Consider the following 13758-nt stretch of genomic DNA (forward strand, 5'->3'; position numbering starts at 1 on the left):
GTGTTATATTATAACACTTTGCGTCACGATCAAATCACCAACCGTCGGAACAATTATGAGATTAAATCTTCCCCGCCTCCTCGCTATCGCTAGCTTGGTTGTTACTTGTGCTGTTTCAGCATCCCCATTATCCATTGTTACTACCATTAAACCGCTAGCCTTGATCGTGAACGATATTGCTGGTGATAAAGCCAACGTTGATGTTCTGTTGCCATCGAATGCGTCGCCACATGACTATGCGTTGAAGCCTTCCGACATTAAAAAACTGAAAACGGCGGATATGGTGGTTTGGGTGGGGCCTGAGCTCGAATTGTTCCTAGAAAAAATGCTATTAACGCAAAAGAGCGCGCTTCAGCTAACCAATTATGAAGGCATGCCCGTCATGTATTATGGTGACGAAGAAGGACATGATGACCATGACGCTCATCATGGCCATGATCACTCAGGTGTCGATGGACATATCTGGTTGGGCCCAGAACAAAGTAAAGTGATTGCAACTGCGGTTCTGGAAGATTTGTCGCAAAAAGATCCGAAAAACGCCGCTGAATACAAAAACAACTACGACAAATTTGTAGCTGAAGTATCCCAAACACAGCAGGCATTAACGGATGACTTTGCATCGATTGAAAACAAAGGTTATTTTCTTTTCCACGATGCTTATGGGTACTTTGAAAGTGCGTTCGGTCTCTCTCCAACAGGGCACTTTACCGTCGATCCTGAGCGTAAACCGGGGGCAAGAACCTTGGTGACCATTCGCACAACACTGCAGAACAAAGAAGCACAGTGTGTTTTTACTGAACCTCAGTTTAATCCTTCACTCATAAAGAGTGTGACCAAAGGAACTGGGGTTAAATTGGTAGAACTTGATCCGATGGCGCAAGACATTGACTTGGCGACGCAAGGTTACAAAGACTTTCTACTGTCTCTTGGCTCGAGTTATTTGGCGTGTTTCCAGCACTGATTCATTTTGTTCTTTGAGGCACAAAATCGCTCTGTCTATGAAGGCGCCGAACACCGAGAGTTTGGCGCTTTTTTATTTTCACTTTAGCCATCCTACCTCAACGACAGCGATCCTTAGATCGTTGCATCACTTCTTACACACCAACGTCATTTAAATAGCGGTCAATGCTGTTTTGTTTATGTGATCGTTGTTGCAATAATGAATCACCTTCAATTGGCGGTAAATAAAAACTGAGAAAATCTAACGTACCAAAATCACGTCTTTACAGTGGTGTAGTCTCAATGCCTCGCCTTTTGCTTGCTCGAACTTTTTTCAGGTACTTTATTGCGTTCATGCTGCTGATTGCTGCGCGTGTATCGTTCGCTGATCCTATTTTTTATGCATTTCCTTTTCAGCAACCGAACGATACGACCTCCGTTGAATCCATTAAATCGGTTGGCGACTCAGGGATGTGGTTGCTCGATACGGCAGGAAAGGTCAGCTATTACGATGGCGTCCACTTTCATTTACTTGAAGCGTTTGTCCCAGCGTTATCTAAGCCTGTGTCTTGTATTGAAGTCTTTGATGGCGGGTTGTGGTTAGTCGCAGACGGTGAATTGTACGAATACAATCAAAATGAAAACACCCTAACAAAGCATGACATTGATGGTCCTGCCCAAATCATCGCGACTAAACAACGCCTTTGGGTTTCCACGGATAACGCCGTTGTTGCTTTTCAAGCAGGCCAGCGATTGCCAGAAACGATGCTTAGCCAACCCGTATCAAGAATTTTCACCACGCAAACGCGCACGTATTTTCTAAAAGATCACGAACTCTATTTTGCTGACAACATGTCCACGTCCTTGTTTTCACATACGTCAATGACGGCCGTACAAAATGTTGATGACGCCATATGGGTGGGTACCCGTGAAGGTGTGTTCGTTTTGCACCACAATGAACTAACGGCTGCAAAGGGTAAAGCATCGCAACCTTGGCATTTGGCAGGAAAGCTGCTTAGCGATTTAGCCATTTCGAGCATCAATGTAAACGAAGAAGGCGTTTGGGTTGGAGGGCGAGATGGCTTACGCCTGAGCCAACAACTTGACTACTCATCGGCTCAATTTAAAAAAATCGAGAATAACCCGGACGACATTTACGGCTTTGCTGGGCAAAACGTTTACGACATTGAAATCGCCGACAATGGCGACTTATGGGTCGCGACTGATCAGGCGCTAAACTATCGTTCTATCATTGCCATCAACATTGCGCGGTTTCCGCTCCATGATATACGTGAAGCAATGGGTGAAGACCGTGTAAGTGGCTTAGAAAGAGACAATGACAGTTATTTAATGAGCGTAAGAAATACACTGATTGCGCTGTCTTCTAGCACACTTGAAAAGCAGCGTGTTGCCACATTAAACATTGTCGTCGAAAGTATGGATAGACTCGATAGCACCCTTTGGGTAGCTGCATCATCGGGTCTCTATGCGTATTCATCAGCCACTTTTGAAGAAGAGCGTTGGCGCGTGCCGTCGATGTTTACTCGTCAGCCAATTGATAGCGTGATTGCAGATTCTCATTCGCTATGGGTCACTGTGGGAAACAGTGTTTATCGCTATTGGCCAAAAACAGAAACCATCGTTAATTACGGGAATGAATGGGCAAGTGACGAAAATACACGTCTACATGCATTGGTTGACTTGGATGATGAGGGAATCTGGCTAGGCACGACCAACGGTATTTTTCATTTCTATGATGGTGCTTTTAATAAAGTAGTGTCCCGCGAACAAATTGGTGCTGTTCAAAGCTTGGAGGCTGACGGCAATGGTTATCTGTGGGTATTGTCGAATCGAGGCGTTTATCGTCGTTTGCATAAGCCATCTGCCGTGGGTATTGAACCTGTCATGTTTAATAGTGCTGAAGAGCGAACACGGTGTCTTTCGCTCACCGACGATGCAGCGCTATTGGTGACCAGTAAGGGGTTACGAAAACTGCCGACGTTAACGGGTACTGCTGCTGTTTCTTACAACGCAAACCAGTTCAATCAAACGTCAACACTGCCACACCATTGCTATTTCAGTGATGACACTCTCGCGCTTGCTGGTGATTGGGGGGTGTTTTCATTTGATCTTCAGACAATGGGCGATTTGTTTGAACGGGAAGTGTTTGAAGCGAGTATCGGTGCGTTGTTTGTTGATGGAAAACCTTGGCGTTTAGGGTCTAAACATAGTGAACCCTTAGCATTTTCAAGCAAAAGTGCATTGATGGTGGACGTTGGCCTAATGCCATTCGGAAACCGGAAGGAGCTCCAATATCGCCTCGACGGGCGTGGTGCTGGTAACTGGTACAGTACGCAAGATCAACGTTTGGTCTTTGATTCTCTCGAGCCCGGGCGTTATGCCCTTATTATTAAAAGTCCTACGCGCACAGATCCTGAACGTGAAGTGACCTTGTTGTCCTTTTCAATCAACTCTCCTTGGTTCTATAACCCGTGGTATTACATTAGCTTTATGCTGTTGATGGGGGGCGTTGGTTACCTTTTTGCTCGAAAACGTACAATGATTATTAAGGCGCAAAATAGGCAACTCAGAGAGACGGTGCATAAGAAAGTGGCGACAATTGCAAAGCAGCAGCACTTTGTTGAGGTAACACCGCCACGCAGAGAAGAATATTGTCATCTCCCTTTGCCGCAAATGCTGCCGTCGCTTGAGGAAGCTGCGTTGTTGGACGAGCAGGAGGGAGGAACGGAACATCATGAAGATCAGCTCGATGAGTCCCGCGAATGGCGAGCATCAGTGAGTGAGCATATTGGCAGCCACTTCCATGATCCCGAATATTCACCGTCTATCCTTTCAAAAGCGCTATTTATCTCAGAGCGAAGTCTTCAACGGCGCTTTAAAGTAGAGTTTGGGTGTACGTTTAAGGAAGCGTTAATCGCGACGCGACTGGAACAGGCAAGTTGCATGTTGCTCCAGGGAGATAAGATTTCTGATGTTGCTGTTGCATGTGGTTTCAATGAGCCATCTTATTTTGCCAAATCGTTTAAAGCAAAATACAACTGCACACCTTCGCAGTTCAAAGAAGATAAAAATAAAGAAGGGATAGAGAAAAAAAAGAGCGTGGTATAGCCGCCAAGCTATACCACGGGTGTCAAAGACACCTTCGCTTGCTGCCGGAGGTGTGTGGGTAACCACACACCGTCTGGAATTTGTTTCGATTAGATGAATCCATTAAAGCGGTTTCCCCTTCCCCGCAGATAGTAATTTCCCGCCATTATTTCATTCCGATTAAAAAGCTTAGTTTTTTTTGTGGCGCCTCTAAATTTTTAGGGGGCTTAATGGATGCATTTCTCTGGTTTTTAACGAAATTAACGGAAAACAACGTAATCCATCGAAAGATTGTGGAAACAAAATCTCACTCAAGTGTCCGTTTTTCTGACAGTTTTACGGGTTTGAATGACATGAATTTGACGATTTTAACGTTTGTTGTCTTTGGCTTATCTCTCTAAACGGTTCGTTTGTTGATCAAAAACAACTTTATATAAGAAACATTTTGCAATACTTTAGTCGCAAATGTATATGATTCTCATTTTGGTTGTGATTATGAAGCTAGCTGAGCTCAAACCGGGATTCTCGGGTCGCGTAACGTCGCTTGCGAACGTGCCGGTCATTCCGCGAAAAAAACTGATGGCGATGGGGTTATTGCCTGATACACAAGTGACCGTGGTGCGCATCGCCCCTATGGGTGACCCTATTCAGGTTCGAGTTCGTGGCTGCGATATCGCGCTTCGTTTAAGCCTTGCAGAGAATATTGAGGTATTGAACGATGCAAAGTAAGCAACTACTCACTGTCGGCAACCCTAACTCGGGTAAAACGACGCTGTTTAACCGCTTGACCGGTGGTCGCCAAGAAATTGGTAACTGGGCTGGGGTGACAGTAGATAAAAAAACAGGGCAAGCACACATAGGTGAAGAAAGTTTTCTGATCACCGATTTGCCAGGTATCTACACATTAGATAACGCTGACGGTGAAAACAGTCTTGATGAATCCATTGCGATCACCGCACTTTTCTCGCACCCAAGCGATCTTATCGTCAATGTTCTTGATGCCAGCAGTTTAGAACGCAGCCTCTATTTAACGCTTCAGCTGAGAGAGCTTGGCCGCCCAATGGTGGTGGTGTTGAATAAAATGGATGTTGTGCAGCAGCAAGGCTTCTCCATCAATACTGATGTGTTATCTGAAGCGATTGGCTGCCCTGTTCTTACCGTGACGGCAACCTCGATGGATGATGTTGAATCGTTCAAACAGGCACTACCAAAACAAATTCAACCAGCCCAAGCGTGTTCACCACTGTCTATTCAATATGGCGGCGATATCGAATCTGCCATCTCGGCGATTGCAGCATCTCTAAAAGACACCGAGATTGCGTATCAGCGCGCGGCAGCGATTCGTTTGCTTGCAGGTGATGCTATTTTGTTGAATCAGCTTTTGGCTGATGCTCAAGCAAACGTGAAGCACATTACCACTGAAGCAAGCCGAAAGTCAGATACGGATTTGGTCATCGCAGACGTGCGTTATTCGCGCGTTGCGGATATTTGTCATCAGTGTAAACAGCAAGATCTCCCGTTAACGGAACGCGTGACGGATGCCATCGACAATGTATTGCTGAACCGTTGGTTAGGGTTGCCACTCTTCTTTGTGGTGATGTACCTGATGTTTATGTTCTCTATTAATATCGGCAGCGCATTTATTGATTTCTTCGATATCAGTACTGGCGCAGTGTTGGTGGATGGTGGACATTACCTGCTCGATAACCATCTGCCTGTTTGGTTGGTGACTATCATTGCTGATGGTGTTGGCGGCGGTATTCAAACGGTCGCCACCTTCATTCCTGTCATTGCGTGTTTGTACCTGTTCATGTCTTTGCTAGAAAGCTCTGGTTACATGGCGCGTGCGGCCTTTGTACTCGACAAATTCATGCAGAAAGTCGGTCTTCCGGGTAAAGCGTTCGTGCCATTGGTGTTGGGTTTTGGCTGTAATGTGCCAGCCATCATGGCAACCCGAACCCTTGATCAAGAAAGGGAACGTCGACTTGCAGCCGCAATGGCTCCCTTCATGTCTTGCGGCGCAAGGCTTCCTGTTTATGCGTTGTTTGCAGCCGCGTTCTTCCCTGAACAAGGTCAAAACATAGTCTTCCTTCTGTACCTTATGGGTATTGCAGCAGCCATTTTTACGGGCATGGTGTTACGCCGTACATTGTTCCCAGGTGATAGCGAAGCCTTGATCATGGAAATGCCACGCTATGAGTTACCACGCTTAAAAGATGTGATGCTCAAAACATGGCACAAACTCAAGCGCTTTGTTCTTGGTGCGGGTAAAACCATCGTGGTCGTGGTCACCATTCTGAGTTTCTTCAACTCGATTGGTACAGATGGAAGCTTTGGTAACCAAGATTCAGAACAGTCAGTGTTGTCGGAAGCCGCGAAAATCGTTACACCTATTTTTGCACCTATTGGTATTCAAGAAGATAACTGGCCAGCAACGGTGGGTATTATCACGGGCATTTTTGCGAAAGAAGCCGTGGTAGGTACGTTGAACAACCTGTATGCCTCACCGTCTGATGAAGAAAGTGCTGAGTATGATCTTGCGGGCAGCCTTCAAGAAGCCGTGCAAAGCATTCCTGAAAACTTGTTAGGAATTAACTTTGCAGACCCATTGGGCATTGATGTGGGTGATTTGCCCGACCAAGAGACAGTCGCGGAAGATCAAGGCGTAGATTTGAGCATCTTTGCTAACTTGAACGTGAACTTCTCTGCGGCTGGCGCTTTCGCTTACCTCGTGTTCATTCTGCTCTACACACCATGTGTTGCCGCAATGGGTGCTTATGTTCGCGAATTTGGTCGTGCGTTCTCTGCTTTCATTGCTAGTTGGACGATGTTGCTAGCGGTTGTTGCAGCTACCTTGTGCTACCAAGTGCTTGCTTTCTCATTGTCGCCGGTGACCAGCATGTTGTGGATAGCGGCAAGCATTGCTGTGATGCTACTGAGCATTGTTGGATTAGGCGTTTATGCCAAGCGTGAGAAAACACAGCGCTGGGCAACACTATGATTCTGACTGATCTTAAACAGTACATTGAGGCACACCCTAAATGTAGCCAAGCTGAATTGGCGAAAGCCTTTAACCTTTCAGAGGATGGTGTTGATGCCATGCTGTCTGTTTGGGTGAAAAAAGGCAGGGTGAAGACCATCGTATCGGACCGACAAGGTAAATCAGAGCGACGGTATATCTGGTTAGCCAATGACGAGTTTGGGATCACCGTTATCCAATGACAAAAAAGCGCGGGAAACCGCGCTTTTTTTGTGTCTTATGCTTCGCGGCGTCATGTTCCGCGAATAACCACATTATGCGGCAGTAAACTCTGGATGAGACGCGAAAATTGCTAGCCATTTCTCGACTTCCGCTGATTGTTCTTCCTCAGAACGCAAGTTACCCGGTGTATTCCCCCAAACAGGACTTGGCCACGCTGCGTCTGTCGTGAATCGTGCGATATGGTGAATGTGAAGCTGAGGCACCATGTTCCCAAGCGCTGCCACGTTCATTTTTTCTGGGTTCGTTTCTTTTTCGATGATGCTGGCCAGCAAGCTCGATTCACGCATAAGTTGCTGTTGGTCAGCATCACTGAGGTGGTGAATTTCTCGCAGTTCAGCGATTTTCGGAACGAGGATAAACCAAGGACCAATAGCTTCTTTAATCAGTAAAAGACGGCAAAGAGGGAAGTCGCCAATCCAACTGGTATCTGCAGCAAGACGTGGGTGTAATTCGAATGCCATGTTGTTTTCTCTTAAATGAAGGATTGTTCAAAAAGCTACTTGGGATTACCAGTAATGTAAACCGATGACTCAGATAAAACTATCGTCGTCGCGCGTTACGTCATCTTGCGTAATTGTCTTGTAACAATCACAAAACGTAACCTTGTGTTGGCAATTACACACCGAGCTGTTTGATTAGCTATTAGGCTAAAAATATCGGCATTGGGCGTGAATAATCACGAGGTACGGGGATGGATTATATAGAGGTTTTAGATTTTTGGTTTGGGGATGCAGATGCGCCTCAATCCGATGATGAACGCCAGTCGCTGTGGTTCCGAGGAAAGGGTGAAACGGACAATATTATCCGAGAGCGATTCTTACCCTACGTGAGCATGGCAGGGGAAGGGCGTTTTGCGCAGTGGCTTGATTCTCCCGAGGGCTCATTAGCCAATATCATTCTTTTAGATCAGTTTAGCCGCAATATTTACCGCGGATTGAGTGCTGCATTTCGTTATGATGAGTTTGCGTTAGCGCTGTGTAAGCGTGGGCTTGCAAGTGCGCAAGATGAACAGCTTCCGTTGATTCAACGCGCGTTTTTCTACATGCCTTTGCAGCATTCAGAGCATCTGGAAGATCAAGAAGAAGCGCTTTTTCGGTACAGCCAATTGTGTGAAAGTGCAGGGCCTGGACTTGAGGGAATGTTCGAACATTTCTATCGCCACGCGCGAATTCACCATGACATCGTGAAGCGATTTGGGCGTTTCCCACACCGAAATGCATCGCTAGGACGTTTGTCGACAGAAGATGAAATCCAATGGTTGGCAGATGGTGGCGCGAGGTTTGGACAGTAGTGATGCGCTCGCCAAACCTCGATATCTGATTTACATTCAATTGTTAACGAAAACCGGGCATGACACGGTTTCGCCCATTTTCTTTCGCTTTATATAACTGCTCATCTGCTCTTGCCAATAAAGAAGCGCTTTCTTCACCTTCCCCTAAAGCAGCAATACCAAATGATGCAGTAATGGAGTTTATTTTCTGGCCAGAACGCTTGTCTGTGACAGACAGTCGCTCCAAGGCTTTGCGTGTTTTCTCCGCAATTAACCAAGCCCCTTTAATCGAAACATCCGTAACCAGCACGGAAAACTCTTCGCCGCCATATCGATAAACAGTCGCCACTTCCTGCATATTTTGTTCGAGCTTATTCGCCACAATCTTGAGGACACTGTCGCCCATTTGGTGGCCAAACTCGTCATTGAACAGCTTGAAGTGATCGATATCGACCATGATAAGACACACGCCATTGTTATTGTGAACGTGCTCAGCGAGTGCCAGATCAAAGGCGCGCCTATTGAGGCAGCCTGTTAAGGCGTCATGGGAGGCTTGTTTACGGTAGTCTTCCAACTGCTGTTTGAGTTGGTCGATCTCGGTACGTTGTGCTTTAACATGCAGTTGATACTGCTCGGTCGCGGCCAGCAAATCTTGCGAACCTTGTAAAAGATCGTGGGTGATTTTTTTGCTTTCTTTGCCTTGAAGTTCGCGGTTCTTCACGTCTTCTAGCTTGGTCACGGATGAGTTCAGAATGTCCTGAAACTCTTCAGTGTTGGACATGGTCGTATCCATGCTGCTGCCAAGATCGGCGGCTAAGTCTTGTACTTTCTGGCGGAAGGTATCGAGTTCTTTTGTTGCGTCGTCAAGCAAATACGTTTCGATAAAATCGTCACAGTGTTCGACGGTGCAAAGTCCCTCTTTTTTAACGATGGCATCAAGGGCGCGGTTAAGGGCTGGGTGGGTGCCAGCACAATAGGCATACCACAGCGAAAAGTAGTGTGGTGTGGTTGGCACTTTATATTTCACCATCAAAGGCACTGCGCGTTTAAACACCCTTGTGGCTTCAATCAAAGCATATTCATTCATTCCTGATTCTCACTTCCATGTCAAAGCTATCAGTAATGATATGCACAAACCGTACGCTGTGTTAGTTGAGAACGAAAAAAGCCCCGATCTTTACAATCGGGGCTCTCATTTTGTGAACAAGGTTCAGCTTTTGGTTTACATACGCTCTAGCGTTTTAATACCAAGTAGATCAAGACCTTGTTTGATAGTTTTCGACGTCAGCGCAGCCAGTTTCAAACGACTTTGCTTCGTTTCGCCTTCAGCATTTAGCACTGGGCAAGCTTCATAGAAGCTAGAGAAAGTGCCCGCCAATTCGAAGAGGTAACCACACATAATGTGGGGTTGGCCTTCACGCGCAACAGACTGTACTGCTTCTTCGAATTGAAGCAGCTTAGACACAAGTGCTTTCTCTTTGTCGTCTGCAATCAAGATCTTACCGTCGATAGCGTTAGGATCGATACCTGCTTTGTTGAAGATAGATGCTACACGGGTGTAAGCATACTGCATGTACGGTGCAGTGTTACCTTCGAATGCCAGCATGTTGTCCCAGTCGAAGATGTAGTCAGTGGTACGGTGCTTAGACAGATCTGAGTATTTCACCGCAGCCATGGCAACAGTTTCTGCGATGTTTGCTTTCTCTTCAGCAGACAAGTCAGGGTTTTTCTCTTCGATCAGTTTCTTCGCACGCACTTCCGCTTCATCAAGCAGGTCAGCCAAACGTACCGTACCGCCTGCGCGAGTTTTAAATGGACGACCGTCTTTACCCAGCATCATGCCGAATGCATGGTGTTCTAGGCTCACAGACTCAGGAACGTATCCTGCTTTACGTACGATGGTCCACGCTTGCATCAGGTGCTGGTGCTGACGTGAATCAATGAAGTACAACACGCGGTCTGCATTGAAGGTTTCGTAGCGGTATTTCGCACACGCGATATCCGTGGTGGTGTACAAGAAGCCGCCGTCGCGTTTTTGGATGATAACACCCATCGCTTCGCCATCTTTGTTCTTGAACTCATCAAGGAACACAACCATTGCGCCGTCATCTTCAACCGCCAAGCCTTGTGCTTTAAGGTCTTCAACGATGCCTGCAAGCATGCTGTTGTACATGCTTTCACCCATCACGTCTTTGTCAGTCAACGAAACGTTTAGGCGATCGTAGTTACGTTGGTTTTGCTCAAGGGTGATTTTAACCAGCGTTTTCCATTTTTCTTTGCAGTACTCGTCGCCGCTTTGTAGGCGAACAACGTAGTTACGTGCCGTTTTCGCGAACGCTTCGTCTTCGTCATACAACTTTTTAGATTCGCGGTAGAAGCCTTCGATGTCGCTCAGGTCCATCGAGATGTCACCGCCTTCCGCTTCGTGACGCTCAAGGTTCGCGATGAGCATACCGAACTGCGTGCCCCAATCACCAAGGTGGTTAGCACGTGTCACGTTGTGGCCCAAGAACTCAAGGGTACGAACAACGGCATCACCAATGATGGTTGAACGCAGGTGACCAACGTGCATTTCTTTCGCTACGTTTGGTGCTGAGTAGTCAACAACGATGTTTTGTTTGTCAGCTTCTGCCACACCTAGGCGGCTGTCAGAAAGGGCTGCATCAGCTTGTGCTGCTAACCATTCTGTATCAAGGAAGATATTAATAAAGCCTGGACCCGCAATTTCAGTTTTCGAAGCAATGCCATCGAGATCCAGTACATCCAACACTTTTTGCGCGAAATCGCGTGGGTTGCCGCCAAGTTTTTTAGCAATGCCCATGATGCCGTTTGCTTGATAGTCACCAAATTGTGGTTTTGCTGATTGACGAACTGCAGCTGGGCTGCCTTCTGGTGCACCGGCTGCAACCATCGCTGCCGATACTTTGTCATTGAGAAGGGCTTGAATATTCACGTGCTTACCTTAATTTTATTACCCGACTGACACCGCGTGATATTGGATCACGACGATGGGCTTACTTGTCATGGTACTAAAGCAAAAATCCGTCAACGATACCCAATGATAAATGTTCATTGCAGGGCATGGTTGACGGCTTTAATACCAAGCGTTCGGCACAGAATACGGGTGCAGATAGATAGGCGTAATAATACCCACAAATAGCTGCGGTTTGAAACCCAAATGCGGTGAAATACCTTGATTTCATTGTCGCCGCGCTTTGTTCATTTCTTTACAACAGGATTCTGGAGAAAATTCACGCGTTCGATAGGCTATTGTTAATGCCGTTCTTGGGATGGGATACTAAGAGTGTTTTCCATGACGATTAAAGAGATATTCATGTCATCACTTACTGTTGAGCACCTTTTCTCCTCACTGCTGCCGTTTAGCCAGCGTTTACAAGGGTTGATTGACACGCTCGGGCTTGATCTTTCGCCTTATGACACTGACCACATTGCCCTTCGCGTGAATGACGCAGAGCAAGCCAAACAATTGCATCAAGCATGGTTGGCACACGGCGATGAAATTTCAAACAACATGATCAACGGGCGCCCAATCGTGGTGGTAAAAACACATGCAGCGCTCATGTTTGGTGGTTGGAAAACACACTGTGTGGAATTGCCTTATCCTGGCGATAAAGCTTACCCAGAAGAGGGTTGGGAACATGCGGAGTGGGTTATTCCTTCTCTCGCCACCACGCCAGAAGCCTTGCTTGAAGATGTGTTCGCTTTATTTCCAGCCCTAAAAAGTGAATGGGACACATTGGAAGAGAAGGGCGTGAAGGTCAAACTCAGTTCACCGTCTGGAGAAGGGGAGCGGTTGGCGAACCCTACGGTCGCGTTCAAGGCTAAAGGTGTTTGTATCAAGCTCCATCCGGTCACGTTAGAACAAGTGATTGAGAGCGAGCAGTAACCGCAAAAGTCCCATTCCTCCTCACTTCGCAGAGCTAAAATTTGCCTCATTAGCTCTGCTTATGATCACCATAAGGACTGACAATTAGAGCATCTTCAGCAATCTCGTTACCTTACTCGCGTACTCAACTTACAGGTGACGATTATGAAGAAAACGCTATTGGCCCTCATTCTAGGCTCAACTTTTGTCGTGGCAGGATGCTCTTCATCAAACCATGGTAACAACGATCATGTTGTTGACCGCCCAGAACCGACAGATCCGAGCTTCGGTATAGATCCACCGACAGTTGATCGCCCTGAGCCGGCTGATCCCAATTTTGGGATTCCAGCAGCACCTGTTATCCCTGATTTTGACGAGACACCGGACTGGGGGCTGGATATTGGAGATACACCCGACTGGGGCGGTGTAATTGGCGATATTCATGTTGATAACGATGGGCTAGTGCGCTTTGAGGGGCAGGAATACCAAATCACTGGTTATGATGAGATGACGAAAGAATTTGCTCTTGTTGATAAAGACGGTGAGGCTGTCGCAGCAAGAATTATGGGAGATGGCACCATTGGTGTGATTTATAAACAGCAGGTTTATTTTTTCAATATTACCCGTTTTGCTTTCACCCCAGATTACGACTTTGGTGTTGACTCGAATCTTGATTACGTCGCCAAAGACGATATTACTGCGGTACTCAATCTGCAAAAAGAAATCATCAAAGCATATAACCAAGATGATCTGATCGGCGAGTATCTTAAATACGGATCTGGTATTCATTACGACCAAGCCAAGATGGAGCAAGCTGCATTCACTGTGGTGGCTTACTACCTAACGACAGATGCGGATCTCGATCTTCAACACAAACTTGGCGCGTTAGCATTCTCATTCAATGGCAATGTATCGATTGCTCACTCGATTGTGGTTGATGCACTAAAGCACATTGATAAAAACGTGGCTGACTCAGACAAACAAGCGGTGCTGCGCAGTATCAATGATTACCTAGGCACTGAACATGACAGCATCCAAAGTGTTTACGAAGGGGTGTATCGTCACGGACAAGATATGCTCTCTCGCCTTGGTGTGTCTGGCAATGAAGGGAACCGCTACACCATCGCATTGATCCGTAATATTCAGCGTCACGGCTGGGACAATGTAAAAGGCAAGATTGAAGATCACATCAAAAACAACCCGCAGCCGATGCAGATAAATGCCCCTGCGCGAAACATCGACCGCGACAGAGTGCGCAGCGAAATTCGTCACCGTATTAGCCAGTAATTCCTT

11 protein-coding genes are annotated in these 13758 nt (G+C 46.6%); 8 read left to right on the forward strand and 3 right to left on the reverse strand.

Annotated elements, in window-relative coordinates:
- Positions 1 to 55 precede the first annotated feature (55 nt).
- From znuA to EQP46_RS08245, 5 genes are all read left to right on the forward strand, one after another.
- Positions 56 to 961: a zinc ABC transporter substrate-binding protein ZnuA gene (gene znuA / locus EQP46_RS08225; protein ID WP_129493182.1), complete on the forward strand. Its 906-nt coding sequence runs from the start codon at positions 56 to 58 to the stop codon at positions 959 to 961.
- A 332-nt stretch (positions 962 to 1293) separates the two neighbouring features.
- Positions 1294 to 4068, forward strand: a complete 2775-nt coding sequence (locus EQP46_RS08230; protein WP_240671684.1) for an AraC family transcriptional regulator — start codon at positions 1294 to 1296, stop codon at positions 4066 to 4068.
- Between the two features lie 474 nt (positions 4069 to 4542).
- Complete coding sequence (locus EQP46_RS08235) at positions 4543 to 4776, forward strand: FeoA family protein (protein WP_192545488.1); 234 nt, start codon at positions 4543 to 4545, stop codon at positions 4774 to 4776.
- The gene (feoB, locus tag EQP46_RS08240) at positions 4766 to 7048 is read left to right on the forward strand and encodes a Fe(2+) transporter permease subunit FeoB (protein ID WP_129493185.1); all 2283 of its coding nucleotides are present in this window, start codon (positions 4766 to 4768) and stop codon (positions 7046 to 7048) included. Before EQP46_RS08235 ends, feoB begins: the two co-directional genes overlap by 11 nt.
- A complete protein-coding gene (locus EQP46_RS08245) occupies positions 7045 to 7269 on the forward strand; it encodes a FeoC-like transcriptional regulator (RefSeq protein ID WP_129493186.1) in 225 nt (74 codons plus the stop codon). Before feoB ends, EQP46_RS08245 begins: the two co-directional genes overlap by 4 nt.
- 72 nt (positions 7270 to 7341) lie before the next feature.
- Here EQP46_RS08245 and EQP46_RS08250 read toward each other — a convergent pair whose 3' ends face one another.
- Positions 7342 to 7770: an HIT domain-containing protein gene (locus tag EQP46_RS08250; RefSeq protein WP_129493187.1), complete on the reverse strand. Its 429-nt coding sequence runs from the start codon at positions 7768 to 7770 to the stop codon at positions 7342 to 7344.
- Between the two features lie 230 nt (positions 7771 to 8000).
- Between EQP46_RS08250 and EQP46_RS08255 the strand changes: the two genes are divergently transcribed.
- Positions 8001 to 8600 carry a DUF924 family protein gene (locus tag EQP46_RS08255; protein WP_129493188.1) on the forward strand — a complete coding sequence of 200 codons (600 nt, stop codon included), beginning with the start codon at positions 8001 to 8003 and terminating at the stop codon, positions 8598 to 8600.
- Between the two features lie 43 nt (positions 8601 to 8643).
- Here the strand turns inward: EQP46_RS08255 and EQP46_RS08260 are convergent, their stop codons facing one another.
- Both EQP46_RS08260 and argS read right to left on the reverse strand, forming a co-directional pair.
- On the reverse strand, positions 8644 to 9666 hold the full coding sequence (locus EQP46_RS08260; protein WP_129493189.1) for a GGDEF domain-containing protein: 1023 nt from the start codon (positions 9664 to 9666) through the stop codon (positions 8644 to 8646).
- Positions 9667 to 9801: 135 nt separating this feature from the next.
- Positions 9802 to 11532: an arginine--tRNA ligase gene (gene argS / locus EQP46_RS08265; RefSeq protein ID WP_129493190.1), complete on the reverse strand. Its 1731-nt coding sequence runs from the start codon at positions 11530 to 11532 to the stop codon at positions 9802 to 9804.
- 381 nt (positions 11533 to 11913) lie between these two features.
- Here argS and EQP46_RS08270 point away from each other — a divergent pair, with 381 nt between their 5' ends.
- Both EQP46_RS08270 and EQP46_RS08275 read left to right on the forward strand, forming a co-directional pair.
- The gene (locus EQP46_RS08270) at positions 11914 to 12486 is read left to right on the forward strand and encodes a VOC family protein (protein WP_129493191.1); all 573 of its coding nucleotides are present in this window, start codon (positions 11914 to 11916) and stop codon (positions 12484 to 12486) included.
- Between the two features lie 144 nt (positions 12487 to 12630).
- Positions 12631 to 13752, forward strand: coding sequence for a hypothetical protein (locus tag EQP46_RS08275; protein WP_129493192.1), 1122 nt, complete (start codon positions 12631 to 12633; stop codon positions 13750 to 13752).
- Positions 13753 to 13758: the final 6 nt, after the last annotated feature.

This window comes from Enterovibrio baiacu, from assembly GCF_004120195.1.
GTDB classification, from domain to species: Bacteria; Pseudomonadota; Gammaproteobacteria; order Enterobacterales; family Vibrionaceae; genus Enterovibrio; species Enterovibrio baiacui.

Coding starts and splice junctions, on each gene's coding strand:
- znuA (WP_129493182.1), top strand. CDS start 56: ATGAGATTAAATCTTCCCCGCCTCCTCGCTATCGCTAGCTTGGTTGTT.
- EQP46_RS08230 (WP_240671684.1), top strand. CDS start 1,294: ATGCTGCTGATTGCTGCGCGTGTATCGTTCGCTGATCCTATTTTTTAT.
- EQP46_RS08235 (WP_192545488.1), top strand. CDS start 4,543: ATGAAGCTAGCTGAGCTCAAACCGGGATTCTCGGGTCGCGTAACGTCG.
- feoB (WP_129493185.1), top strand. CDS start 4,766: ATGCAAAGTAAGCAACTACTCACTGTCGGCAACCCTAACTCGGGTAAA.
- EQP46_RS08245 (WP_129493186.1), top strand. CDS start 7,045: ATGATTCTGACTGATCTTAAACAGTACATTGAGGCACACCCTAAATGT.
- EQP46_RS08250 (WP_129493187.1), bottom strand. CDS start 7,770: ATGGCATTCGAATTACACCCACGTCTTGCTGCAGATACCAGTTGGATT.
- EQP46_RS08255 (WP_129493188.1), top strand. CDS start 8,001: ATGGATTATATAGAGGTTTTAGATTTTTGGTTTGGGGATGCAGATGCG.
- EQP46_RS08260 (WP_129493189.1), bottom strand. CDS start 9,666: ATGAATGAATATGCTTTGATTGAAGCCACAAGGGTGTTTAAACGCGCA.
- EQP46_RS08270 (WP_129493191.1), top strand. CDS start 11,914: ATGTCATCACTTACTGTTGAGCACCTTTTCTCCTCACTGCTGCCGTTT.
- EQP46_RS08275 (WP_129493192.1), top strand. CDS start 12,631: ATGAAGAAAACGCTATTGGCCCTCATTCTAGGCTCAACTTTTGTCGTG.